This window comes from Mesorhizobium ciceri WSM4083, from assembly GCF_000519305.1.
GTDB lineage: Bacteria > Pseudomonadota > Alphaproteobacteria > Rhizobiales > Rhizobiaceae > Mesorhizobium > Mesorhizobium ciceri_B.
In genome coordinates this window covers 26020-49568 of the sequence record NZ_JAFG01000005.1, presented here as the reverse complement: position 1 = coordinate 49568, position 23549 = coordinate 26020, and the positions used below count along the sequence as shown (strand labels likewise).

The following is a 23549-nucleotide window of genomic DNA, read 5'->3' as shown; positions in this document are numbered from 1 at the left end:
GAAGCTGTACCTGTCCTCCAAACCAACTTGTGGTTGGGAGGTTCCCGGAACCGTTTGCGTTCAAGAACTCGTGATGGCGCTGACGATGCCTCAGAACGGCGAGGTGCGCGATGCTCCTGCGGAGTTAGCGCAATGTCCGCAAGGTGATCGAGTATCGATGCAGGTCAACTGGCGGAATGCTGTGCTCCCATTCCGTGCGCGATGATCCAGTCATGAGATACGCCGACCTTGGTTCGACGACGATGGTCCGGCGATCCCACTTGGCGCCATTCTTCCGCCGGAGCCGGAAGCTGCAAGGCGCCAGTAACGAAACACCCGCAACGTCTTCGAAATGAGGTTTGTCTCGATGCCAGCCGATGCCGGCGCCGGGCCGGTATTCATTGATCAACACTTGCGCGAAGGCATCGGCGGGCTTGCCTGCCAACGCCGCGATCTGGTCGCGCAGGGCCAACAGGAAGTCAGGGATCGGCGGGGCCTCGACCACCTGGCGCCTATCGTAGTCGTAGCGCAGGCCAAAACCCACGACGCGCCGGTTTGCCAGATGGCCATGGAAATCGAACGCCTCGAAAGGCAGGCCTTCGAGATGCCGGGCGAGTTCGGTTTCTTCTTGCGCGGTGATAAGATCAGGCTGGTAGAGGAAACCTTCCGGCAGGTCGTCGGCGGCACCAAAGAGATCGTGCTGGAGCCCGGATGAGCCGGAGCCGAGTGCTTTCGATTTAGGTGTCGCCATCCCAGCTAGATGGTGAAGGCCAGCCCGCCTGGCAATATCGGAACCGAGCCAGCAAATCTGCACTCCGCCCTGCGGATATCACCGCGCTGACCGGACAAAGCCTGTCAATCCGGAGTCTATCGGGGTGACTGTATTCAATCCAGGATTCCGCGGGCATGCCTTGAATGCGACCGAGGGAGGTTGCATGCATGTACGTACGGTTCTTACCAAACCGCGAGCCTTCGTTGCCAGTTGCTTGTCAGCAACTAGATTGGCAACGCGGCATCCCCAAAACATGCCGCAGTGGCCGGCGCGGGTTTGGGCAACGGTGTCTCACCGGCATCATCGCGTCGGCCACTCGAAATGTCTTCTTGGCGGTTCAGTGGCGGAGAAGCCTCTGTTGGCCCCGGCCCTCAAGCGAGTGGCCGCTCCTGCCTCGCAGGATGCTTCGAGCCCAAATCTCCGATCAGCCGGCGGTACTGGGTTTCGGGTGGACCGTAAGAGTCTCGCGCCAACTTTATGAGACCATCTCGATCGCGGATCGTGATCTCTCCGCGGCGCGCTCGGATATAGCCGTAACTCTCGATCATCTGCAGACCGACGGTAACCCCCGGACGCCTGACACCAAGCATGATGGACAGAAATTCATGGGTTATCATAAGTCTGTCGCCGACAGTGCGGTCGCTGCACATCAAAAGCCATCTCGCCAGCCGGACTTCCAGGCTCTGCCGTGCGTTGATCGATGCCGTGTAGCTTGTCTGAACATGGAAATATTGGACATAGCGCAACAGGAACGGCCGCAATGTAGGACTGTCCTCCAGGGCTTCGACGAATGGAGCAGCCTCTATCCGGAGGGCCTCGCATGTCGACTGGACGTAACAATCAAAGTTCGCCTGGTCGTCCCCCATGATCAGGGCCGAACCGGTCATTCCTTCGAACCCGATGATTCCGACTTCCGCTTCGGTTGCCTCCGAAGTACTGGCCACCACCGATGCCAGTCCGCTTTCCAGAAAATAGACGGCTTCGATCTTCTGCCCCGCAGTCTCCAGCGGCGCGCGCAACTCCAGGAAAACGCTCGCCAGATGCGGCCTCAGCCGCGCGAGATCGTCCGCGCTCATGCGGCGAAGCAATTCGCTCTTGGCTTGCAGTATCTGGTAATCCACGAGACTCTTTTCCCTTGGGCAAGAGCACTGGAATCTCTTAGCCGGCCGCGCCCGTCGAACGAGCGGACGGTAACGAACCATAGACTTCGTCTCGCGCAGCACTAGACGAGCCGGCGTGTTGGTATGAAACCGACAGTTACTGCTGAAGACTCGAAGGCCTTGTTGGCTGACCATCTTTCGCCAGCAAACGAGCCTCCCGCAGGATAGAGGCGCGATCGAACCCGAGGAGCGATATGATATCATGTATCTGTTGTTCAGCGGCGCCTGTATCCCGCGCAAGCGCGGTTATCGCGACTACTGGCAGACCGGGGTGCTCGGGCTCCTTCGCCATGCAACGCCATGCCTCGTGATGGGCAAGAGCGATGGTCACTCCCAAGCGTCAACGCCCAAACTGTGCTGCTGACGATTGCCCTTTGTACGCTTCCGTACAGAGCTTTGCGAGTCAATTCGGGCCGAGGCTGATTTGAGGGTTCTTGCGTCCTTGCGTCGTCCGTCCGTCGCCCCGAAATTCTTCGGAACGATTGCCCGGCTGAGAGGTTCAAATATTCCACCCAACAGGAGTCCGAACGATGGATCACACCAACCACGTACGCCTCACAAGCACTGAACTGACGCCAGACATTCTCGAAGACGCCACCATTTACGACGCGGACGACAACAAGGTCGGCAGCGTTTCGCACGTCCACGGCTCTGGAGCCGCCAGTCAGGTCGTCATCGACGTCGGCGGCTTTCTCGGTATAGGCGCCAAGCCGGTGGCCGTTCCCGCGAGCCAGCTGGAATTCATGCGCGATGAAGACGGCGACGTTCACGCGGTGACGAACTGGACCAAGGATCAGCTCAAGAGCATGCCCGAGCATCACGATGCATGATTCGAGGAAATCACCTTCAATGGGAGCGGCCGCTTGGCCGCTCTCTTAACGTCGCTTGGGCGCGACAGGATGGACAGACAATGCGGCGCGAGACCGGAGCCTGCTTCTGCGGAGGGATCGCCGCAGCCATGGACGGAGAGCCTTTCTGGATATGCTACGACCACGACGACGATTGCCGCCGGGCCACCGGAAGTCCGCTGACGATCTGGGTCGGTTATCGGCCGAAGCAATTTCAGCTTCTTAGGGGAACACCGAAGGCCTTTTCCAAAACGCCGGGCGTCACCCGCACGTTCTGCCCGGATTGTGGAAGCTCGATAGGCTATAGCGACGAAGGTCTGCCGGACGAGTTCTACGTGACGGTCGGCTTTCTTGACAAACCTGAAGGTTTTCAGCCGCAAGCCCATGCCTATTGGGACCTGAGGCTGCCGTGCATCGAGTTCGACGACGGCCTGCCACGCATCGACCGATATTCAAGGAAGCGCGACCCGAAGTTTGGCAACCCGCGCGACCGGTAGTCGCGGTGCAAGGCGCGAGGGTATCGGCGGAACCTGACGATCGCTAGCGGGTTATTCGGGCAGACCCGTCGGGTGCCATTATGCCATCGACCGTGATCCGAAACGCACAATACGATCCCGCTACCAGGATCCTCTCGGTCTGGTTTGTGCCGAGCGGCAGACGTTACGACTATGAGGATGTTGCGCCGGCAACTTATGCCGCTTTCACCAAGGCTTCCTCAAAAGGCCGCTTCTTCAATGAATTCATCCGAGACCGCCATCGGTACCGCCGCGTGGCGTGACAAGTTCGACATGAGCAGGCGATGCACGGAACCTGACCGGCATCGTCTCGTTGACGTCTCGTCGAAGCAAACCAGGCAATGACAATTCATCTGGATATGCTCGGGTGTTCGCACCGGCAAAGATCGGAGTTCAAGAGCCATGACGGCCAAGAAGCAGAAGACCGAAAGCAAGGACAAGAAGGCGCTGCGCTTGGCAGAGACCACCGACGTCTCACCCAAGCAGGCCAAGGAGCTCATGCAAAAGCATGGCAAGGACAGCCCCAAGGTCGAGAAGGAAGCCAGAAACTTCAAGGCGGAAGGATAGGATCCGCATTGAGGCCGGCCTGTATGGCCCCTGTAAGCGACAGGCCGCCAGGCAATTCGAGTTTAAGGGGATGGCCCGGCTCTTTCGGCCGCGAGCGCAAAGGGAAAGCGCAGCACCAGGTTGCGGTTCTCATCAAAAATCTCGAAGGCCAATCCGGTACGCAGCGGCTTGCCATGCAGCAGCTCTTCGGCGAGGATTTCCTTCGCCGACGCCATCGCGTTTTCCTCGGCGCTCGCGAGATCCGAAAATTCCTGGCCCTCGGGATCCTCCTGCAAGCTTCCGCTTTCGTCTCGAAGGTTGAAAAAGTACCTGGACATGCCGGCTGAACTCCTGCTTATCGCGAGCCGGCATCGGAAGCCAGCCTCAGATTTCAGTGCCTGATGTACCCGGATTGTCGAAGAGCACAGCGAGGCCATGCTCGATGGCGCAGGCCGCAATCAGATCATCGAAGGCCTTTCCCGAAAGCGGGCAACTTGGCATCACCTCTCGAATTGCGGTTCCCGCCTTGGCGGTGGAGATCACATCGTGGCGTTTCTTGCGTGTCTCGACATATTGCTCGACCAGGATTTTCAGGCGCCTCACCGCAACGTCGTTCGTGAACATGGATTCCTCGGCCAATGCCTGAAGTAAGGCTGTCGGCCTGATCATCCGCCGACGATCTCGGGGTTAGCCGGGATTGCTCGCAAAATACTTCCATAGGCAGTTGGTTCCCCCGACTGCTTGCTTGGTAATTTTCGTACAGGAAATACCCTTGCCCCGCGCTTTCATCGGCCCGAACCGACAGCCGATTTTCCGATCCCGATGGCTTCAGGCTTGCATCACCATGCGGCTGTGACGTGCAACGACACTTTCCTCATCGGTCGCCATCACGCGTACTTCCACCTTGCTCTCGGGAAGACTGATGATCTCGGCGTGGGTGTCGTTGGCGTGTTCTTCAAGCACCACGCCAAGCCAGGTCAATTTTTCGCATATGGCCTTGCGGATGGACGCGGACCGTTCGCCGATGCCGGCGGTGAACACCAGGCTTTCCAGACCACCCATCGTGTTTGCGAGCGCCGCGGTCTCTCTCGCGGCGCGAAAGGCGAAAAGCGCCATCGCCTCATGAGCGCGAGGATCATTGCTCGCTTCCAGCGTCCTCATGTCGCCCGAAATACCGGATACGCCGAGCAGTCCCGACCTTTCGTAAAGCATCGTCTGCAGTTCCTCAGCCGCGATGCATGTTTCCAGCAGGAAGTACAACAGCACGCCGGGATCGATGGCGCCGCACCGCGTGCCCATGACGAGGCCATCGAGCGCCGAAAACCCCATCGTCGTATCGATGCTCTTGCTCTCGCGCAAAGCGCAAAGGCTGGCACCGTTGCCGAGATGGGCGACGATGGTGCGTTTTGCCGCAAGAGTTGGCGATATCCCGCTGAGCCGCCCGGCGATGTATTCATAGGAGAGACCGTGAAACCCGTAGCGGCGCAGGCCTTGCCCTTCATACTGGCGCGGAAGGGCGAAGCGCCGCACGAGTGGATCGATCGTCTGGTGGAACGCGGTGTCGAAACAGCCTACCTGTGGCAGGTCCGGTTGCATGGCACTTATCGCGCGGACCGGCGCGAGACTGCGGGGCTGATGCAGCGGAGCGAGCGGCGTCAGTCTGTCGATGGCGTCGATGATCTCTGGGGTCAGACGGACAGGTTCGATGAATTCGCTTCCGCCATGCACGATGCGATGGCCGGCGCAGATCAGGTTTCTTTCGCCAATTTCGCCCTGCACCCAATTCAGCATCTCGCCTATGGCCGCGTCACGCGGCTTGTCGGCGGCGAGCGGCCGATCGCACTGCACCGTTCCGTCGGCCGCTTTTGCGCGGAGTGTGGGTTTGTCGCCCAGATCCAGCGTGCCGCGCGAAACGAGCTGCATATCCTGCGACGAGGCAAGATCGTAAAGCGCGAACTTGATGCTGGACGAACCGGCATTCAGCGCCAGGATCGATTGGCGCATCATTGGCGAGCCTTTGCCGCGCTTTTGTCGGGCCAGCTCCATTTCTGGATTTCGGGCATGTCTTCGCCGTGCTCGCGGACATAGGCCTTGTGCTTCGCCAGCCTGTCATGGAGTTCGCCGGCAAGCCCTTCGGCCCTTTCGGCCAGTCCCGGCACGCGTTCGATAGCGGCAAGCGCGAGGTGGTAGCGATCGAGTTCGTTGAGCACCACCATGTCGAACGGCGTCGTCGTGGTGCCCTCCTCGCGGAAGCCATGCACATGCATGTTGTCATGGTTGGCGCGACGGTAGGTCAGGCGATGAATGAGATAGGGATAGCCGTGATAGGCGAAGATGACAGGCCGTGTCTTCGTGAACAACGCGTCGAAGTCCCCGTCGGCTAGGCCGTGCGGATGCTCCGTGTTCGACTGCAGCGTCATCAGGTCGACAACGTTGACGACACGGATCTTCAGGTCGGGGATCGCAGAGCGCAAAATGTCGGTCGCAGCCAGCGTTTCAAGCGTCGGCACGTCGCCGGCGCAGGCCATGACCACGTCGGGCTCCTCGCCCTGAGCAACCGTACCGGCCCATTCCCAGATGCCCGCCCCCGCCTTGCAATGCGCTTCGGCTTCTTCAATGGACAGCCATTGCGGTGCCGGCTGCTTGCCGGCGGTAATGACATTGATGCGATTATAGGTTCTCAGGCAATGATCGGTGATCCACAGCAGGGTGTTGGCATCCGGCGGGAAATAGAGCCTTACCGTATCGGCCTTCTTGTTGGCGACCAGATCGGCAAAGCCCGGATCCTGATGGCTGAAACCATTGTGGTCCTGCCGCCAGACATGCGAGGTCAAAAGGTAATTGAGCGAGGCGATCGGCTTGCGCCAGGCAAGTTCGCCGGAGGTCTTCAGCCATTTGGCATGCTGGTTGACCATCGAATCGACAATGTGGATGAAGGCTTCATAGCAGGAGAACAGGCCGTGGCGGCCGGTGAGCAGATAGCCTTCAAGCCAGCCCTGGCAGAGGTGCTCGCTGAGCACCTCCATGACACGTCCGTCACGGGAAAGATGGACGTCGTAGGGCTCGATGCGCTGCATCCAGACCCGATCGGTGACCTCGAACACGTTGTCGAGGCGGTTGGACGACGTCTCGTCCGGTCCCATCAGGCGGAAGTTCCGCGCTTCGGCATTGAGGCGGAACACCTCGCGCAGATAGCTTCCGCAAATCCGCGTCGCTTCAGCGATGACGCCACCTGGACGCGGCACTTCCAGCGCCAGGCTTTTCCAGTCGGGAAGCACAAGATCGCGCTTCAACAGTCCGCCATTTGCGTACGGGCTTGCGCCCATGCGCTTCGTCCCTGTTGGGGCAAGTGCCGCGAGCTCTGGCAACAGGTGCCCGCTTTCATCGAACAGCTCTCCCGGTTCGTAGCTTCGCATCCAGTTTTCGAGGATCTTGCGGTGGCCCTCATTTCCGCGTGCGTTCGACACCGGCACTTGATGCGAGCGCCAGAAACCCTCAACCTTCTCGCCATCGACCTCCTTGGGACCTGTCCATCCCTTGGGGCTGCGCAGCACGATCATCGGCCATTGCGGGCGTTGACCATCCCATCCCGGAGCCCGTGCCTGTTCCTGAATGGACCGGATGCGATCGAGCACCATGTCGAGCGTCGCGGCCATCGACTGGTGCATGGCAAGCGGCTCGTGTCCTTCGACGAAGAACGGTTCGTAGCCATAGCCGGCGAAGAGATTTCGCAACTCCTGATCGTCCATGCGGCCGAGGATCGTTGGATTGGCGATCTTGTAGCCGTTGAGATGCAGGATCGGCAGGACTGCGCCGTCCGACATCGAGTTCAGGAACTTGTTGGAATGCCATGCCGCCGCGAGCGGACCGGTCTCGGCTTCGCCGTCACCAACGATACAGGCAACCACCAAATCCGGGTTGTCGAAGGCCGCACCAAAGGCGTGAACCAACGCATATCCCAATTCACCACCCTCATGGATGGAGCCTGGCGTCTCGGGCGCGGCATGGCTTGGCACGCCGCCGGGGAAGGAAAACTGCCGGAACAGTTTCCTGAGGCCGTCTTCGCCCTGCCCGATATCGGGATAGACCTCGCTATAGGTGCCCTCGAGCCAGGTGTTGGCGACCATTGCGGGACCGCCATGGCCCGGCCCGCAGATAAACAGAACATCGAGGTCGCGTTCGCGGATAACGCGGTTCAGATGCACGTAGAGAAAGTTCAGCCCCGGCGTCGTGCCCCAATGGCCAAGCAGCCGCGGCTTGACGTGTTCGGCCTTCAACGGTTCGCGCAACAGCGGATTGTCGAGCAGATAGATCTGGCCGACCGAGATGTAATTCGCGGCGCGCCAGTAGCGGTCCATGAGGTCGATCCGTTCGTGGCCGATGGCCTGCGGCGTCGCGGCAGCCTTGTCGTTCATCGACATCTCCAGCTTCGGTTCGCTGGTGATAACTGGGGCATCTTTGCGCTTGAGCAACCCCCGACTGCCGCGTTCGGGTCGGCGTCACGACCCACGCGGCCGAGAGACCGACGCCATCTCGGCCGGGTTTGCGGCCCTGTCCGCAAATAGGCGGGAACCTTGAAGTCCTCCGGCGGTTAGAAACTGGAATCGCGAAGGCCAGGCTCAAGGCAGGTACCGCGAAGGATAGCCTCGAAGCGTTGCACCAAAGGGAGCTAAAAGATGCTCGATCTTCCTCGTGCCCGTGATCGAATGGTCAATATCCATGTCGGCCGGCGTGGCATTCATGACCGTGAGATTCTGCAGGCAATGCGCGAAGTTCCGCGCGAGGCCTTCGTCGAACCCGGTTTTGAGGAATTTGCTTACGAAGACACGCCGCTGCCGATCGCCGATGGCCAGACCATATCGCAACCCTACATTGTCGCGTTCATGATCGAGATGGCGGATGTCAAACCGGGTGACCATGTGCTCGAAATTGGCACCGGCTCGGGATACGCGGCCGCGGTGATGAGCCGGATCGTCGAACAGGTCTACACGATAGAGCGTCATCCCGGTTTGGCCGAAACGGCGAAGCGGCGGTTTGAAAAACTCGGCTACCAAAACATCGAGGTTCGGACAGGCGATGGCACCAAGGGCTGGCCGCAGGCGGCGCCGTTCGACGCCATCGTGGTGACAGCCAGTGGTCCCGGCGCACCGCTCGCCCTTCAGGAGCAACTCGATGTCGGCGGCAGGCTCGTCATTCCGGTCGGCGACGACCCGGATTTGCAACGTCTGCTCAAAGTCACCCGGACAGGCGCCGCAACCTATAGCGAGGAGGATTTCGGCGGCGTGCGCTTCGTCCCTCTGATCGGCGAGCAGGGTTGGTCGGAAAACGGCACGGCCACCGACGTTGGTCGTCCGCTTCGACATCCCCATCCGATCAGCCTGCCTGATATGATCGCGGCCGCGGCCGAACCCCTGCCCGATTTCGACGATCCGGCCTTCGGCGCATTGTTCGATCGGTTCGCCGACCGGCGCATTGTTCTGCTTGGCGAGGCAAGCCATGGCACGTCCGAATTCTACAGGGCGCGCACGGCAATCACCCGCAGGCTCATCGAACGCCACGGCTTCACCATCGTCGCGGTCGAGGCGGACTGGCCCGACGCGGCGGCGATCGACCGCTATGTTCGCCATCGTCGGCCGCGCACCGGCGCCAGTGCACCATTCCAGCGATTTCCGACGTGGATGTGGCGCAACACCGATGTCGCGGCCTTCACCGACTGGATGCGCCGTCACAACGAGAAGCTAGAGCCTTCGGAGCAAGCAGGGTTCTACGGCCTCGACATCTACAATATGAGCGGTTCCATCGGCGCGGTCCTCGACTATCTCGACCGGGTCGATCCCCAGGCAGCCAGGATCGCGCGCGAACGCTATGGCTGCCTGACGCCCTGGCAACACGAACCGTCTACCTACGGCCGTGCGGTGCTCACCGCCGGCTATCAAAAATGCGAGAAAGCCGTGCTGGAACAATGCCGGGACTTGCTCGCCAAACAGCTCGAATATGCAAAACGGGACGGCACCGACTTTCTCGACGCCAGTCAGAATGCCCGGCTGATCGCGTCCGCCGAACACTACTACCGGATCATGTACTATGCCGGCGCGGAGTCCTGGAACCTGCGCGACACGCATATGTTCGAGACCCTGGAACATGTGCTGCATGCCGGCGGCCCCAAGGCCAAGGCGGTGGTGTGGGCGCACAATTCCCATATCGGCGATGCCCGCTTTACCGAGATGGGTGTCGTCAGGGACGAACTGAACATCGGCCAGCTCTGCCGGCAGCGTTTCGGGGATGAAGCAGTGCTGATCGGTATGGGCACGCATTCCGGCACTGTGGCGGCCGCCAGCGACTGGGATGGCAAAATGGAGGTGAAGCAGGTTCGCGCGTCGCACGCCGACAGCTACGAACGGCTTTGCCACGATTCTCTTGTGTCGCGGTTCCTGCTCGACCTCGGGCGCGACAAGACGCTGCGTGAGCGGCTGCTGGAACGCAGGCTGGAGCGATTCATCGGGGTGATCTACCGGCCGGAAACCGAGCTGCGCAGCCACTATGCGGACGCTTCCCTGCCCCAGCAGTTCGACGCGTTCCTATGGTTCGACAAAACCACGGCAGTGACGCCGCTTGGCCCGGAGCATGCAAGAACCGGCGTTCCCGACACCTATCCATTCGGGCTTTAGCCGGCGCGCGACGAACCAATGAAGAAGCAGAGGCGTGGAACCGGAAGGATTCATCTGTCTGCGATTTTTGAAACTGCAATCCCCGTCGAAGGAGTTTTCTCATGACCGGAACCAAACATCCGAAATGGAAAAAACCGAGCGATGCCGACTTGGCGAACAATCCTGGTATCGGGACTTCCAAGGGAACGATCAAGGAAGGCGAAGAGTTCGAGCTTGAAGGCGAGAACACGGTCGAAGGTGATGTCGAAAACGACACGACCGCCGCTGGCGGGATCGATCCAAGACAAAAGATGCGGACCAACAAATAGCGTGCCGTTCGCGTCGCTGCGATCAAACTTCGACCGGAAGGAGTGAACCATGCCACTTGCCCTCAGCAGTGCCGCCTTTGCCGAAGGCGGACCAATTCCCGAAAGATATACACGAGACGGCAAAAACGTATCGCCACCGCTGAAGTGGTCTGGAGTGCCGGATAAAGCAAAGAGCCTCGTTCTCGTCGTTCAGGATCCTGATGCGCCGAGCGGAACGTTTGGTCATTGGGCGGTGTTCAACATCTCCGCGGACACAAGGGAACTTCCCGAGGCCGAAAGCGGCAAGCCGGGTCCGGGCGCCCTCAGGCAAGCAACGAATGATTTTGGCAACGCCTATTACGACGGCCCTGAACCGCCCGTCGGACATGGCGTTCACCACTACCATTTCCGGTTGGCCGCGCTCGACACGCCGAGCCTTGCCATTCCAGCCAGCGCGGGCGTCGAGCGCATCTGGCGGGAGGCGCAGAAACACTCGCTCGAGCAGGCTGCCCTCATCGGAACCTACGAACGCAATCCGTAAGTTGATGGCCGAGGTGGCATTGCCCTGCTGCTGCACGGAACGGTTCTCGTCCTTGCCGGTTGTCTGGGAAAGGAGATGCCGCCATGTTTGGAGATATCATGTGGTTGGTCGTCGTTGCCGGCGGCCCATTGTTGCTGATCGTGCTGTTGGCCTATGCCGTTATCGCACGCCGCCGGCGTGGACCCGCCGAACGAAGGGAAAGCGACCGGGCAACCGATCGGCTATACCAGGACAAGCATTGATCCGCATCGGCAAGACATCCGACCGGCAAGACATCGGCAAGACAGGGGATCGTATGCCGCACCGAAGCGACGACGATCCCCAACTACGGTCAGCGCATTATCCTTTGCCGCAACCACGCAAAGAACCTGCCGCTGATGGCTGAGCGGACCCGCGTCGCAGCCCAGCGCGCTTTCATGGTTGAGCCGACGTGGCAATCGCAGACGATGTCGTGCAGTTGCCAGTCGTTCAGCTCGAAAAAGCGCTTTGCCTCACCATAGGTATCGTCTTTCAAACCCGATGCGCGCAGCACCGGGTCTTCGAAGGCAACCGAAATTGCCGTACCCTCGCCCCGCATCAGTGAACGTGCTTCAGGGTGCAGATGTTCAGTGCCTGCAAACGCGCCAAGGCATCGCTCGGGATTACGCTCCAGCAGTTCAGCCCAGCGCTCTATGCGTTGATTTCGTGTCATTGCGGAATATGCAGCCGACGATTCAATCCTGGCGACGGCATGCAGTTGGTCGAGTGTTTGATGTTTCATGGCCAGCTCCTGTTGAGGCAGCGAAGCGCCCACGCCTTCAAGGGAATTACCGCGCCTAAATGCTTCGACAAGAGCGCCAGGCTGGAGAATTCGACACAACCGGCTTGGGCTGGGGGATCATAAACACACGTGCTAGGGCGAGGCGCTGAAGGTGCGTTTCATCGGCACCCACAATGGCTCCGTCATCCAATGCACGACGAATAACAATGTCGAGGAAAAGGTCGTCATCGACGTCGGCTAGATCTGCCAACCCTTGTGGATTTGCCGATGCGGTCTGGGCGCGCGTCGCTGCGCGCTACTTCTTGATAATGGTTCCGTTGCGCAAGTCGAATGCTTCGGTACCGCGAGCCTGGCGGTAGAAATCATCCTGCAATTCGCCCCATTCGCCGAGAAAGGCGCCGCAATTGCTGCAATGAATTGGCGTCGACTCCTTGGCGTTGTCGGGAATGTCCATTTGGATAGTCCCACAAGCCTTGCAATCGAGTTTGTCGTCCAACCGTCGTCCCATTTCCCAATGATTACGCATTTTCGACCATGAGCCAATTGTCGATTTCGTACCAAGTCGCATCGACCATGGCTCATCGGTCAATCGCGAGAGTCAAAAAGGACTGCCAGCCCCAGTTCCCGTGCCAGGTCGACGATCGTCTCCATCAACTCATCATCTGTATCCTGCAAATAAGGCGCGTCCCTGCGAGCGGCCTCTATCGCCGCTTTGACCGAAACGATGTCGCCGTATCGTGCACTTCGAAGCTCCTCTGCCAGAAACGCCTTGGCGGCACCGACAGGTCTTATTGCCCATCTGGCGATGCTCATGCGGCTCCCTCCCATGGTCACCTCTGTTTCATTTTGATCCTGTCCAAGGTGCAGATCAATCGATGGTACGATTCCGTACGCAATCGCCAATCCGATGGCGAGACAGCCGTGTGACGAACGCCTTGGCCATGGTCTTTCGGCTGTCTCCCAGGGCGGGTCGGGACGAAATCGCCCGGTGTGACCGGCCCTGCGGAACCATCGCTCAGCATGGGGGTTTCTTCAAAATCTCCCTCGAAGAATGCAAGGAGCGACCATGCGCATGTTGACGATAGCTGTCGCACTTTCCGGGGCGGTCATCATTCAACCCGTCCACACTCAAACTTTGGGACCGCAGCTTCCCCCGGTGACGCCGCAGGACGAAGCGCAGCCGGAGCTGGCGCCGCCCGATCCGGGCTCTTCCGATTTGAATTTCACCGGCGTCGCCATTGTCGCCGTCGAGGATTTACCTGACGAAATCAAGGCGCAGGCGGATGCCGTGATCGATCAGACCAGCGCTGAAGATTTGCTTCGCCTGCAAAACTCCGTCGATGCTTCACCTCAGGCGACATCCGCTTTGAGGGCGAATGGGCTCAACTCCTCGCAGGTCGTCGCTGCAAACATAGATGGCGATGGCACCCTGACGCTGATCATTCAGACCACGACTTGAGTCTTTGCTCACCTGCAGGCGATGGATGTTCTGTCTCGAGGGCACATGATCGCCGACGTTGCCGCGATCATCGGATCGCTGGACGTCGTGTTTCGTCCGAGGCACTTGCCCCGCGATGCAGGAACTCCCCTCGTCCTATGCGTGGACGGGAGGCTCTTCATTCTCGTCGGGGTTGGGCAGCGGAGTTTCGTCCGGGAGCCTGTCCGGTTCGGGTTCCTCGATCGGCTCGGGCTTCCATGTTGGAGGCGGCACGGGCACATCGCGATTTGGGTCTGGCTGTCTTGGCTGCGGCATCGAAATAGTCTCCGTTCAGTCGGAACAACTCGTGCGTCGTGGCATGGTTCCTGGCAGAATCCAGCCATCGAGATCGTTACGCCCTCAAGGCACGCGCATGTCGGTCCGCCCAGGTGCCGGCGCAAAAGTTGCATATCGTTCGGAACCGGTCCGATTTTCGAGCCGTTGTCGTCGACAGGGATCAAGGAGAAGCGTGATGAAGGACAAGGAAGGAAATATCGACCATACATTGCCGCAGGTCGCCATAGACCATCAGCAGGTGCGACAACTGGCGGCCACGACCGATTTGCCCTCCAGGCAGGCTCGCGAACTGGTTCGCCGTCACGGCAACGATCCGCGGAAGCTGGAAGAGTTGGCGAAGTCGATCAACGCCACCAATTGAGTCCAGACCGATGGACATCGACGACGCATGCTGTGGCATCAGATTTCGAGCAAGGCGTAGGGGCGGCCGCCAGGCTTGGCCACATGCATGGCGACGTTGTAGACCTTGGCTCCGCCAGGCGTTTGACCTTCGTAAGAACCGCGATGTGCATGACCGTGCACGACAGCACTGACCTGGAAACGATCGATCGTTTCGGCCAGGCGTGAAGAGCCCAAAAACGGAAATATCTCCGGCGGTTCTCCCGCGACTGTGTCGGCGATCGGCGCGTAGTGGAGGATCACCAGCGTGCGCTTCGCCCGCACTTGGCGCATCGCATTTTCAAGTCGCATTGCTTCGTTCACGCTTTCCGCGACCATCGTCTTGATCGCCGGTTCACCGAATGAGCCGAGCATGCGTGACCCGAAGCCGCCTATGAATCCCTTCACGCCGACAAAACCGACCTCCTCGATTTCGACTGCCTGCCCGTCGAGGAGATGAACATGCGCCTGGCGCAGGATCTTCGTGACGTCTTCCACCGCTCCAGACTCGTAGTCATGATTGCCGAGCACCGCCACAACCGGGATCGAGCAGTTGCGCAGATCCTCGGCCAGCATCTCCGCTTCACGAGGCTTGCCGAGATTGGTCAGATCTCCCGTGAGAACGAGAATGTCGGCTTCGCTCGATATCTCGCCGAAGAGGTCGCGATACGAGGTTTGCGCATCTTCCCGCACATGGAGATCCCCGACCGCGGCAACTTTGAGCGCGCGTGCGCCCTCCTTGGGCGCGCTGCTCTTGACGGGATCAGCCATCACGGAATTCTCCCACACCACCGACGCCGGCGAAGCCCCATTCCTTGACGTCGATTTCGTAATCGGTTTGCGAAAGCAGCCGCCCACGGCAGATCTTCATCCTTGGAGACGGCAACTGCCGTTGCTTGGCGAGGCGGTCGAGCAATTCATCGAGCAGCCACGCCGGGATATGATCGCGCTCGCTCGGATAGATCCATCTGAAATTGATAAGCTGCATCAACAGAACCTCCCAGTGAACCTCCAGATAAGAAAGCAGCCGGTGCCAATCGATCTGATCGCCCGCCTTGAGAATCGTATGAGCGATATCGGCGCCATCGTGTCGCCCTCTGTCCTGGATAAAGCATTTGGACCAGATGAGTTCGGTCGGGCCGATGATCCGCACCCTGCTGCCCAACAGCTCTGTTTGGCGGGCGTGTTCCAGCCACAGGTCGCCAACAGGCACCGTGCCGTTGGCCGAGCCGAATATGACGTCGAAGAAATGCGTGCCCTTGAACACCTTGCCGAGCCACCGGTCATCCTCGATTTCGACGGCATATCCAAGCTGCTTGAAATGGGCGAGGATCCGCGCGTAGTCGCCTGCCTTGCAGAAGATGTCGAGGTCCTTGGTCTGGCGGGTGACACCCGTATAAGCGCTTACCGCGTAGGTCCCGGCGACCAGAAAGGGTATGTCGGTGGCGGTAAGCTCGCGGATTGCTTCCGTGTAAAATACCTCCGCCTCGGCATTTTTGAGCGTCGGCGCCGCCTTTGCGTCGATCATGGGAAGCGAGACCAGGACGTTTTCAGGCAATGGACCATTGGTCATGAAACGATGACTCCGAATCCGGCAACCGGCAGTCGCCCGCTGTGGTAACAACGTGAACCTCGCCTGGTTCCGCTACCAGGCGACCAGCCAAGGTTCATTCTCGTCACGCACTGGAAATTCCGGGATCACGCCTGCCGGTCCTAGCAACGTCTTCGCCGCCAGCGTAAGTCCCTATACCGCCTCGAAATCGGCCTATGCCATCGCCAATGCCCCATTGGCCCAAATTCGAACACCAGGTGGGTGATCGATCTCGATTGTTTTGGAGTTTATTGGGCTTACGCGGTCGGCACACAAAGCTGGAGCCGAGGCGTTTGACTTAAACGCACCCGATCAGCGTGCGCCAAGCTATCATCAGGATCATCAGGCATGACCCCCTCGCCTCCCTTTCTCGGCTTTCCCGACCGCCTCGCAGATGGCCGGGTGCCCCGTGCAGTGATCTTCGGGGCCCGTCACGGCAGCACTTATCCCGGCAAGGACAGCCGCGGCCACGCCTTGGCGGCGGATGCCATCCGCGCTGCGAGCCAGGACGACGCCGCGTTCGTCGGGCACTGGGATTTCGATCTCGGCGGCCCGCTGTTCGACGGCAAGCCGGCCTCTTGCATCGACGCCGGCGATATCTTGACCACCATGCATGACAACGCCGGAAACCGGGGCAGGATCGAGGCAAAAACGCGCGAGATCCTGGCATTGCCGGCCGTGCCGATCCTGATCGGTGGCGACTGTTCCATGACCATTCCCTTCCTCGCCGGCTTTGCGGAGCACGGGCCGGTCTGGGTCCTGCAGATCGACGCCCATATCGACTGGCGCGACGAGGTTCATGGCGAACGCCACGGCTATTCGAGCCCGATGCGCAGGGCGAGCGAGATGCCGCATGTCGCAGGCATGGTGCAAGTCGGCCTGCGCAGCGTCGGCAGCGCACGCATCACCGAGATCGAAGCGGCACGGCGCTATGGCAGCCGCTTCGTGACCGCCCGCGAGGTTCACGCTCAGGGCGTCGAAGCCGCGCTCGGGCATATTCCGGAAGGCGCGCGGGTCGTTGTCACCCTCGACTGCGACAGCCTAGATCCAAGCATCATGCCGGGCGTGGCGGCGCGTACACCCGGCGGCCTCACCTACACGCAGGTGATCGACCTGATCGCCGGCCTCGGCAGACGGGCCCGGATCGCAGGGTTCGACCTTGTCGAGTTCTATCCTCCGGCCGACATTGACGGCCTGTCAGCGCTGACCGCCGCGCGCCTTCTCGTCAATGTGGTCGGCACCGTCGTCCGGCAGGTTTGATATCAAAACCCTGCTTTTCGCCGCAGACCGGCCCAAAAGCGCGTGAGCGAGCTTGCGGTTGAAATGCCCTTTTCCACACCTGGGTACTCGATCCTGCCTTGTCCGGCCGGCTCGTCGCTCCAGACCAAATTGAAAGCGATGCCCTTGAGCCCAAGTTCCCCGATCCGGCGTACGATCGTCTCCTGCAGATAGATATCGGATAGTCGCACCCCATCGGCACGCTCCGGCAGCTTGAATATCTCGGCACCGCCGATTGCGTCCGCTCGAAGGACGAGGCTTTCGATCACCATTATGCCGCCATCGTCAAAGCGAACGATCTTTGAACGTTCCTCGTCCAGCGCATCGATCACGGTGGTGACATTGAAGAGCGATATGGCCTCGTCGGCACGAAGCGGCAGGAATTCACCGTACGGCTCGAGGGTTGGCCGAAGCAACTTCAACGCGCCCTCGCCCGCAGGATGAGCACATGCTCGCCAAGCCATGGAAAATCTGAATATTGCCGGAGCGTACCATCGTCGTGCTCGCGCAGGATCTCCATCCCGGGCGGATGCCATTGTCTCTGCTTCCGGCCGCAGAGCATCGAAAACAGCTGGTAGTCGTCCGCCTGTCGAGGAAGGACCCATTCCTGTCCTTCGACCACACTCAGGACATAGATATTCATCCGATCCCCCGCACATCATCGCCTTGGTAGACTCGGCCTGCTGCGCGGTTCTTCGCGCGCATTCTCACCGCTGGTCCCCGACAGCCGTTTGCGGCACCGGCGGCAATTCGGGTGCATCCATCCCCTTGAAAGGGTCACGCCAGGCGTCGATGTCTTCAAGCCGACGGTACCAGCGGCTGACAGAAGAATAATCGTCGAGCGGCAATCTGGCGGCATCGTTGAACGGCAGGAAGGTCGCCATTCGAAAATCGGCATAGGAAATCGAATTCCCGACCAGCCACTGCCGCTCGGCAAGCACGGCGTCGATTATTGCCGCGGCCGTATGGAATTGGTTTAGGCCCTCCTCCACCCGCTTCTGATCGATCGGGCCGATGCCGTACCGCTGTTTGGTTCCACGTTCGAAATGCACCGTGTCGCAAGCGGATGCGAAGTGCTCCTTGCCCCAGCTGAGCCACCGGATCATCTCGGGTTCGTCATCGCCGGTGCGCCAGAAATCCGAATGCGCGTCGCGCGAGAGCCTGCAGGCTATGGCGTCTGCCTCCCAGAGGCTCTTTCCCTCATCATCCACAAGGATGGGCAGTGAGAGATTGGGATTTAACGGCCGATATTTCTCCGCCTGCCCCGGAGCGAAGGGCGAGGCGAATTCGAATTCGACTTTCGCGTCGAGATAGCGTGCGACCGTGACCGCCAATCGAGGATTGGGATTGCGGCTGAAATACAGCTTCATTGGGCACTCCCGGTGTGGCTGGATCTGCCGATCAGGAACGTCACAGCAGCCGTATCTGATAGCTCATCACGCGCTTTGCCCCCGGCGCGATCAGCATCAGGCCCGGTTTGTCGACAAAATCACCATCGAAATCCACCGGGCTTGCAAGGCCATGCCAAGGTTCGATGCAAAGGAATGGCGCGCCGCTCGGCTTTGACCAGACGCCCAACTCCCGAACCCCTTGCCAGGACATCTCCAGAGCCGGGCCACGCTCGGCGGCATAACGCACGCTGGAGCTGGCGGGCTGGTCCATGATCACCGCGTCCTCGTCGAACAACCGCTCGGAGAGCGGGAGTATGTTGCCTTCGACAGGCGTCGGCTGTGGCGTTTTCAGCAGCAGTCCGTCCTTAAGGCGGCGGATCGGCGCCGGCTCATCATCGGCAAAGATCAGCCGGTAGTCCGTCTTGGCCAAATCCGGCTGCAAGGGCCAATTGAATGCCGGGTGCGCCCCGATCGACGCCGGCAGGAGCTCATCGCCGGTGTTGGTGATGTCGAAAGTCACATCAAGCTGCTGGCGGACCAGTGTGTAGGTCACTTCAAGCCGAAAGGCGAACGGATAGCGCGCCCGGGTGTCGGCGTCGTCGGTGAGCACCAGCGTGCAGGATCGCGGTCCCTTCCGCGCCCAGGCAAACGGCTTGTCGCGCGCAAACCCGTGCTGCGTCATTGGATAGGTCCGGCCGCGATGGCGCAGATGATCGCCCGCTAGCCGCCCTACGATCGGGAACAGCACCGGCGAGTGCCGCCGCCATTCCGGCCCCGCCTGCCACAGGAATTCAAATCCGTTCGCGTCTTGCAGCGAAATCAGTTCGGCGCCCTGCGCGACCATGGTCGCCGAAATACCGTCGCCATGAAGCCTTTGGCTGTCCTGTGCCACATTTCCTCGCGGGTCGGAGTTGAAGGCCGGCGCGGTGGGCAGACTAGCAAAAGCGCTTGGGGACTCAAGGTGTAGCCTGGTTCTGCAGGAACGAATTGTGGCCGGAGGATCTCCCTCCGGCCACCTCTCCGCATCAAGAGCAATAACCCTCGCTCTTGCCCACAGCGGATAGTCGTTATTCGCGTTCGCCGGTAAAATTCAGCAGCAGCTGGAAGATGTTGATGAAGTTCAGATAGAGCGAGAAGGCGCCGAAGACGGCAAGCTTCTGGCGCGATTCCGCATCGAAATTCTCGGCATACTGTTCCTTGATCGTCTGCGTATCCCAGGCGGTCAGGCCGATGAACACGGCGATGCCGATCACAGAGATGGCGAACTGCAGCGCGGTCGAGCCGAGGAAGATGTTGACGATGCTGGCGATCACCACGCCGATCAGGCCCATGATCAGGAACGACGAGAACTGGGTCAGGTCGCGCTTTGTCGTGTAGCCGTAGAGGCTGGTGGCGCCGAACATGGTGGCGGCGATGAAGAAGGTGCGCGCGATGCTGGTTCCGGTGAAGACCAGGAACACGGAGGCGAGCGACAGGCCCATGACCGCGCAGAAGGCCCAGAACATCGCCTGGGCACTCGCCGCCGACATGGTCTGCATCTTGAACGAGAACAGCATGACGAAGGCGAGCGGCGCCAGCATCACCACCCATTTCAGCGGGCTGGAGAAGATCGGCACGTAGAGCGCCGGCGTCGATGAGATCATGAAGGCGACGAGGCCGGTGACCACCAGGCCGACGCCCATGTAGTTGTATACACGCAGCATGTGCTGGCGCAGGCCCTCGTCGAAGATGGCTCCGGTTTGGGCGCCGGCGCCGACGCGATATCCCAGATTGGGGGTGTTCATTTGCGTTCTCCTTTGTGGATCGATCAGTAAAGCGTCTTGGCGAGCGTCTCGGCGGCGCGGTCGAGGTCACGGATCTCGCTTCGTCCGACCACCGCATAGGCGACCTCGCCGATCTGGAAATAGGCCGAGGAAATATCGCCCGAGGGCGCTATCGTCGGCTTGACGACGTCGAAGGTTCCAGGCCGGATCGCAAACAGCGACACCAGCCCCATGTCTTTCGTCTCGACCGCCATCTCGACGCTCGGCCCAAAGCGGGATGGATAGATCTGCACGTCGCGCACCCTCCAATCCGTCGGCAGCGATGGCATGACGATGGCGGTCGCGGCGCGAATCTCGCCGGCGTTGTAATTGGGCGCTTCGGGCTGCGACGGCATGCTCTCGCGCACCAGCGTCGTCCTGTGGGCCCGCACCGCCTCGTCGACATAGGCGGGCGGCTGCGGCGAGGCGACGACCTTGGTCACCGACATCGGCCCGATGATGCCGTTCGCCAGCCAGCCGGCGGCGACGAAGGCAGCAACCACCGCGGCGCGCTGCAGCACACCGAAGATGCGGCCGCGGGCAAGCCCCCTCTCCAGCCGCCGCGCGGCATCGGCGGTCGCGGGCCGCGCCATGCCCTTGGAGCCGGCAAGCGCCACGCGCAGTTCATCGCGGGTCCTGAGATCCGACATCACGCGCGCCGCCGCCTCCGGGCGAGCGGACAAGAATGCCTCGACCTCGATACGGCGGGTGACGTCGATCTGGTCGTCGACATAGGCGTCGAGGTCGATATCCGTCACGGGATCGACAGTTGCGGTCATGACGGGCCTCCAACGATCCTGAGGTGGTTTTTTGCCTTCGCCGGCTCCTCCATCTCGCGCAGTGCGGCGCGCGCCCTGCCGATGCGTGACATCAGCGTGCCGAGCGGCACGCCGCTGGCATCGGCGGCCTGCTGGTAGGAGAGGCCTTCGATGGCGACGAGGTGCAGCGCTGAACGCTGTTCTTCCGGCAGGCTGAAAAAAGCCTGGCGCACCTGCGCCAGGCGCACCGAATGTTCCTGCGGTGCCGGCGTGCTGCCGTCGGCGAGGTATCCAGCCTGTTCGAGGCGCGACGCTTCGGACTTGCGGGACCGCATCTTGTCGATGAAGGTGTTGTGGACGATCGACAGCAGCCACGCGCGCAGGTTTCCGCCGGAGCGGAACGTGCTGCGCCGCTCATAGGCGCGCACCAGCGCGTCATGGACAAGATCCTCGGCGTCGGTGCTGTCGCGCGTCAGCGAGCGCGCATAGCGGCGCAGCGAACCGAGCTGTCCTATGATGTCAAAGCGTGGCATCGACGGTTTCATGTCCTGTTTACGGAGCATGTGGGGATTTTAATCCCTGCCCTGCCAATTTTTTCCCTTCGGAGGACATCGTTCGAATGTAACGATTGTTGCCGGCATCAATTTTATCATTGGTATCGGCACAATGTGCGATGCCCGGTAGATCGTGTCTACTTTACACGCCTCTTCTCCAGCTTCCGCGCCAGCGTCCGACGGTGCATGCCCAACCGTCGTGCTGTCTCGGAAATGTTGAAGTCGGCCTCCACCAGCATTTCGTGGATGCGCTCCCATTCGAGGTTCTTTATCGAGGTTGGTCGCTCGGCGAGCGGCACCGAAGCATTGCCCTCGACCTGGCCGAAAGCGGCTTCAATGTCGTCGGTGTTGGCGGGTTTGGCGAGATACTGGCAGGCGCCGAGCTTGATCGCCTCGACAGCGGTGGCGATGCTTGCAAAGCCGGTCAACACGACGATCCGCATTTCAGGATCGTGCTCGTGCAGCGCCCTGACGCATTCCAGGCCCGAGCCGCTGGCAAGCTTGAGATCGACGACGGCATATTGGAAGGCAACGGTGCCGATCAGCGCATGCACGCCGTCGACGCTCCGGCAGCTATGCGTTTCGTAATCACGCCGTTCGAAAGACCGGCGCAGTGCGTTGGCAAAGGCGATGTCGTCCTCGACGATCAACAGCGTGCGTTTAGTCGGCATTGTGCCCTCGCGGAGACAGAGCAGCCAGCGGCAGATTCAACGTGACCGAAGCTCCCCCCTCGGTTCTGTTTCTTACGGTGACGGTACCCCCCAGCTTGCGGATGACATTGACGACCAGAAACAGGCCGAGCCCGCTGCCTGGTCGGTTTTTGGTCGACGTGTAGGGCTTGCCAAATTCTGCAAGCATGGCTTCTTCAAATCCCGGTCCCACGTCGACAACTTCGATGATGAGATCGTTCGCCTGGCGGCTGACGGTCAACCCCACCCATAGAGGCGACGCTTCAAGTGCGTTGTCCAGTACATTGAACATCACCTGTTTGAGCGCGGGATCGGAGACGATCTCCTGGTTGGCGCCGAAACGCCTGGTGTATTCGAAACCTTGCGGCAATCGTGTCGATTTCCATTCGGCCACCAGCTCCGCCAGGAAAGCGTCGACGGAGGTGCGAACCGTGCCTTCGCCGCGCAATTCGCCCGACGACATCAGGATTCCCGAAACGATCTTCTTGCAACGGTCCAACTGGCCCTGCATCTCCCGGATTTCCTGCGCCAGATCCGGATCGGCTTCGAGAGCCGGCATGCGCTGCCAGTCGTTGAGGATGACGGAAAGCGTGGCCAGCGGCGTGCCGAGTTCATGCGCGGCGCCGGAGGCGAGCAGGCCCATCCTGACGATGTGAGCCTCCTCCGCCGATTGCTGGCGCAAATCCGCAAGATGGGCGTCGCGGGTGCGAATGTTGTTCTGGACCCTGGTGATGAACAGCACCAGAAGCGTTGCCGCCAGGACAAAACAGATGAACATGCCCTGGATGTGCAGGCTGAACAGCCCGGCACCGTGTGCGGCGGGCAGGCTGATCTCACGGTAGAAAGTGGTCAGCGCGATGAAGCACGTGCTTGCAATGAAGACAAGCGCCCAGACCGACCATGTCTCCAGCAGCACCGCGCCCAGGATGACCTGGAGCAGGTAAAGCGAAATGAAGGGGTTGGACGCACCGCCGCTCAGGTAAAGCTGGACCGTCAACGCGGTGACGTCGAGCAGCAGCCCAAGAAACAGCTCGGTGTTGGTGATCGCGTCCTGGCTGCTGTGCCGGCGCAGGCTGGCGACGTTGAGAGCGATCAGCAGCAGGATCACCACCGCCATCGGCACCAGCGGCAGGCCGATGCCAAGCGCGTAGCGGACGAACAGGATCGTCACGATTTGACCACCGACCGCGATCCAGCGCAGTTGGATCAGAAGCAGGAAATTCTGTTTGTTGGTCTTGTCGTGCAGAGTCATTGGGCC

At 60.6% G+C, this 23549-nt stretch carries 32 protein-coding genes and 1 pseudogene; 13 read left to right on the top strand and 20 right to left on the bottom strand.

All coding sequences use genetic code 11. From position 1 onward, the window contains the following. Positions 1-124: 124 nt before the first annotated feature. The gene (locus tag MESCI2_RS0109925) at positions 125-730 is read right to left on the bottom strand and encodes an alpha-ketoglutarate-dependent dioxygenase AlkB (RefSeq protein WP_027036449.1); all 606 of its coding nucleotides are present in this window, start codon (positions 728-730) and stop codon (positions 125-127) included. A 392-nt stretch (positions 731-1122) separates the two neighbouring features. Continuing rightward, positions 1123-1872: a Crp/Fnr family transcriptional regulator gene (locus tag MESCI2_RS0109920; protein ID WP_027036448.1), complete on the bottom strand. Its 750-nt coding sequence runs from the start codon at positions 1870-1872 to the stop codon at positions 1123-1125. A 241-nt stretch (positions 1873-2113) separates the two neighbouring features. On the opposite strand from MESCI2_RS0109920, the gene MESCI2_RS1000000137885 reads away from it, so the two are divergent. The 5 genes from MESCI2_RS1000000137885 (at position 2114) to MESCI2_RS1000000136675 (ending at position 3841) form a co-directional block, all read left to right on the top strand. Further along, positions 2114-2275 carry a hypothetical protein gene (locus MESCI2_RS1000000137885; protein ID WP_155936599.1) on the top strand — a complete coding sequence of 54 codons (162 nt, stop codon included), beginning with the start codon at positions 2114-2116 and terminating at the stop codon, positions 2273-2275. 166 nt (positions 2276-2441) lie between these two features. After that, complete coding sequence (locus MESCI2_RS0109910; RefSeq protein WP_013531539.1) at positions 2442-2741, top strand: PRC-barrel domain-containing protein; 300 nt, start codon at positions 2442-2444, stop codon at positions 2739-2741. A gap of 80 nt (positions 2742-2821) precedes the next feature. Further along, positions 2822-3256 (top strand): GFA family protein, encoded by a 435-nt coding sequence (locus MESCI2_RS0109905; RefSeq protein WP_027036446.1) that lies wholly within the window; start codon positions 2822-2824, stop codon positions 3254-3256. An 80-nt stretch (positions 3257-3336) separates the two neighbouring features. Then, complete coding sequence (locus MESCI2_RS0109900; protein WP_027036445.1) at positions 3337-3537, top strand: KTSC domain-containing protein; 201 nt, start codon at positions 3337-3339, stop codon at positions 3535-3537. 139 nt (positions 3538-3676) lie between these two features. Continuing rightward, positions 3677-3841 (top strand): hypothetical protein, encoded by a 165-nt coding sequence (locus tag MESCI2_RS1000000136675; RefSeq protein WP_081738679.1) that lies wholly within the window; start codon positions 3677-3679, stop codon positions 3839-3841. A gap of 62 nt (positions 3842-3903) precedes the next feature. Here MESCI2_RS1000000136675 and MESCI2_RS0109890 read toward each other — a convergent pair whose 3' ends face one another. The 4 genes from MESCI2_RS0109890 to MESCI2_RS0109875 all read right to left on the bottom strand — a co-directional run bounded on the left by MESCI2_RS0109890 (position 3904) and on the right by MESCI2_RS0109875 (position 8235). Continuing rightward, complete coding sequence (locus MESCI2_RS0109890) at positions 3904-4158, bottom strand: DUF6894 family protein (protein WP_027036444.1); 255 nt, start codon at positions 4156-4158, stop codon at positions 3904-3906. 46 nt (positions 4159-4204) lie between these two features. Next, a complete protein-coding gene (locus MESCI2_RS0109885; protein WP_027036443.1) occupies positions 4205-4444 on the bottom strand; it encodes a hypothetical protein in 240 nt (79 codons plus the stop codon). Positions 4445-4648: 204 nt separating this feature from the next. Continuing rightward, positions 4649-5827, bottom strand: coding sequence for an acetate/propionate family kinase (locus MESCI2_RS0109880; protein ID WP_081738712.1), 1179 nt, complete (start codon positions 5825-5827; stop codon positions 4649-4651). Beyond that, positions 5824-8235 carry a phosphoketolase family protein gene (locus MESCI2_RS0109875; RefSeq protein ID WP_032900706.1) on the bottom strand — a complete coding sequence of 804 codons (2412 nt, stop codon included), beginning with the start codon at positions 8233-8235 and terminating at the stop codon, positions 5824-5826. Before MESCI2_RS0109875 ends, MESCI2_RS0109880 begins: the two co-directional genes overlap by 4 nt. 261 nt (positions 8236-8496) lie before the next feature. Between MESCI2_RS0109875 and MESCI2_RS0109870 the strand changes: the two genes are divergently transcribed. The 4 genes from MESCI2_RS0109870 (at position 8497) to MESCI2_RS1000000136670 (ending at position 11558) form a co-directional block, all read left to right on the top strand. Beyond that, positions 8497-10488: a protein-L-isoaspartate(D-aspartate) O-methyltransferase gene (locus MESCI2_RS0109870; RefSeq protein WP_027036440.1), complete on the top strand. Its 1992-nt coding sequence runs from the start codon at positions 8497-8499 to the stop codon at positions 10486-10488. 101 nt (positions 10489-10589) lie between these two features. Further along, on the top strand, positions 10590-10796 hold the full coding sequence (locus MESCI2_RS0109865; RefSeq protein WP_013531530.1) for a hypothetical protein: 207 nt from the start codon (positions 10590-10592) through the stop codon (positions 10794-10796). A 49-nt stretch (positions 10797-10845) separates the two neighbouring features. After that, positions 10846-11316 (top strand): YbhB/YbcL family Raf kinase inhibitor-like protein, encoded by a 471-nt coding sequence (locus MESCI2_RS0109860; RefSeq protein ID WP_027036439.1) that lies wholly within the window; start codon positions 10846-10848, stop codon positions 11314-11316. An 83-nt stretch (positions 11317-11399) separates the two neighbouring features. Beyond that, positions 11400-11558, top strand: coding sequence for a hypothetical protein (locus tag MESCI2_RS1000000136670; protein WP_081738678.1), 159 nt, complete (start codon positions 11400-11402; stop codon positions 11556-11558). Positions 11559-11647: 89 nt separating this feature from the next. On the opposite strand, the gene MESCI2_RS0109850 is transcribed toward MESCI2_RS1000000136670, so the two are convergent. The 3 genes from MESCI2_RS0109850 to MESCI2_RS0109835 all read right to left on the bottom strand — a co-directional run bounded on the left by MESCI2_RS0109850 (position 11648) and on the right by MESCI2_RS0109835 (position 12889). After that, positions 11648-12076, bottom strand: coding sequence for a hypothetical protein (locus tag MESCI2_RS0109850; protein ID WP_027036438.1), 429 nt, complete (start codon positions 12074-12076; stop codon positions 11648-11650). A gap of 295 nt (positions 12077-12371) precedes the next feature. Further along, on the bottom strand, positions 12372-12572 hold the full coding sequence (locus MESCI2_RS1000000136665) for a hypothetical protein (protein WP_197031546.1): 201 nt from the start codon (positions 12570-12572) through the stop codon (positions 12372-12374). Positions 12573-12661: 89 nt separating this feature from the next. Then, positions 12662-12889, bottom strand: a complete 228-nt coding sequence (locus MESCI2_RS0109835; protein WP_027036437.1) for a hypothetical protein — start codon at positions 12887-12889, stop codon at positions 12662-12664. 253 nt (positions 12890-13142) lie between these two features. On the opposite strand from MESCI2_RS0109835, the gene MESCI2_RS0109830 reads away from it, so the two are divergent. The 3 genes and pseudogenes from MESCI2_RS0109830 (at position 13143) to MESCI2_RS01000000134570 (ending at position 14211) form a co-directional block, all read left to right on the top strand. After that, positions 13143-13535: a hypothetical protein gene (locus MESCI2_RS0109830; RefSeq protein ID WP_027036436.1), complete on the top strand. Its 393-nt coding sequence runs from the start codon at positions 13143-13145 to the stop codon at positions 13533-13535. A 3-nt stretch (positions 13536-13538) separates the two neighbouring features. Then, positions 13539-13628: pseudogene (locus MESCI2_RS1000000136660) on the top strand (hypothetical protein); the annotation flags it as partial. A 397-nt stretch (positions 13629-14025) separates the two neighbouring features. Next, positions 14026-14211, top strand: a complete 186-nt coding sequence (locus tag MESCI2_RS01000000134570; protein ID WP_032900610.1) for a hypothetical protein — start codon at positions 14026-14028, stop codon at positions 14209-14211. 38 nt (positions 14212-14249) lie between these two features. On the opposite strand, the gene MESCI2_RS0109820 is transcribed toward MESCI2_RS01000000134570, so the two are convergent. Together MESCI2_RS0109820 and MESCI2_RS0109815 are read right to left on the bottom strand one after the other, a co-directional pair. Continuing rightward, entirely contained in the window at positions 14250-14999 is a 750-nt protein-coding gene (locus MESCI2_RS0109820; RefSeq protein ID WP_027036435.1) for a metallophosphoesterase family protein, read from the bottom strand. Further along, positions 14992-15801 carry a nucleotidyltransferase family protein gene (locus MESCI2_RS0109815; protein ID WP_013531518.1) on the bottom strand — a complete coding sequence of 270 codons (810 nt, stop codon included), beginning with the start codon at positions 15799-15801 and terminating at the stop codon, positions 14992-14994. Before MESCI2_RS0109815 ends, MESCI2_RS0109820 begins: the two co-directional genes overlap by 8 nt. A 366-nt stretch (positions 15802-16167) precedes the next feature. On the opposite strand from MESCI2_RS0109815, the gene MESCI2_RS0109810 reads away from it, so the two are divergent. Further along, positions 16168-17079 (top strand): agmatinase, encoded by a 912-nt coding sequence (locus tag MESCI2_RS0109810; protein WP_027036433.1) that lies wholly within the window; start codon positions 16168-16170, stop codon positions 17077-17079. Positions 17080-17081: 2 nt separating this feature from the next. Here MESCI2_RS0109810 and MESCI2_RS01000000134565 read toward each other — a convergent pair whose 3' ends face one another. From MESCI2_RS01000000134565 to MESCI2_RS0109770, 9 genes are all read right to left on the bottom strand, one after another. Next, positions 17082-17519, bottom strand: coding sequence for an imm11 family protein (locus MESCI2_RS01000000134565; protein WP_050596535.1), 438 nt, complete (start codon positions 17517-17519; stop codon positions 17082-17084). Then, entirely contained in the window at positions 17516-17740 is a 225-nt protein-coding gene (locus MESCI2_RS1000000138815; protein ID WP_050596534.1) for a hypothetical protein, read from the bottom strand. Before MESCI2_RS1000000138815 ends, MESCI2_RS01000000134565 begins: the two co-directional genes overlap by 4 nt. Positions 17741-17804: 64 nt before the next feature. Further along, a complete protein-coding gene (locus MESCI2_RS0109800; RefSeq protein WP_027036432.1) occupies positions 17805-18467 on the bottom strand; it encodes a glutathione S-transferase family protein in 663 nt (220 codons plus the stop codon). Positions 18468-18507: 40 nt separating this feature from the next. Further along, complete coding sequence (locus MESCI2_RS0109795) at positions 18508-19380, bottom strand: aldose 1-epimerase family protein (RefSeq protein ID WP_027036431.1); 873 nt, start codon at positions 19378-19380, stop codon at positions 18508-18510. A gap of 175 nt (positions 19381-19555) precedes the next feature. Continuing rightward, a complete protein-coding gene (locus MESCI2_RS0109790) occupies positions 19556-20272 on the bottom strand; it encodes a Bax inhibitor-1/YccA family protein (protein ID WP_023812012.1) in 717 nt (238 codons plus the stop codon). A gap of 23 nt (positions 20273-20295) precedes the next feature. Continuing rightward, complete coding sequence (locus MESCI2_RS0109785; RefSeq protein WP_027036430.1) at positions 20296-21069, bottom strand: anti-sigma factor family protein; 774 nt, start codon at positions 21067-21069, stop codon at positions 20296-20298. After that, positions 21066-21581: a sigma-70 family RNA polymerase sigma factor gene (locus MESCI2_RS0109780; RefSeq protein ID WP_245270293.1), complete on the bottom strand. Its 516-nt coding sequence runs from the start codon at positions 21579-21581 to the stop codon at positions 21066-21068. The genes MESCI2_RS0109785 and MESCI2_RS0109780 overlap by 4 nt, the downstream gene beginning before the upstream one ends. A gap of 158 nt (positions 21582-21739) precedes the next feature. After that, positions 21740-22273 (bottom strand): response regulator transcription factor, encoded by a 534-nt coding sequence (locus MESCI2_RS0109775; protein WP_023812014.1) that lies wholly within the window; start codon positions 22271-22273, stop codon positions 21740-21742. Next, positions 22263-23543: an ATP-binding protein gene (locus tag MESCI2_RS0109770; RefSeq protein WP_032900608.1), complete on the bottom strand. Its 1281-nt coding sequence runs from the start codon at positions 23541-23543 to the stop codon at positions 22263-22265. The genes MESCI2_RS0109775 and MESCI2_RS0109770 overlap by 11 nt, the downstream gene beginning before the upstream one ends. Between the last annotated feature and the right edge of the window lie 6 nt (positions 23544-23549).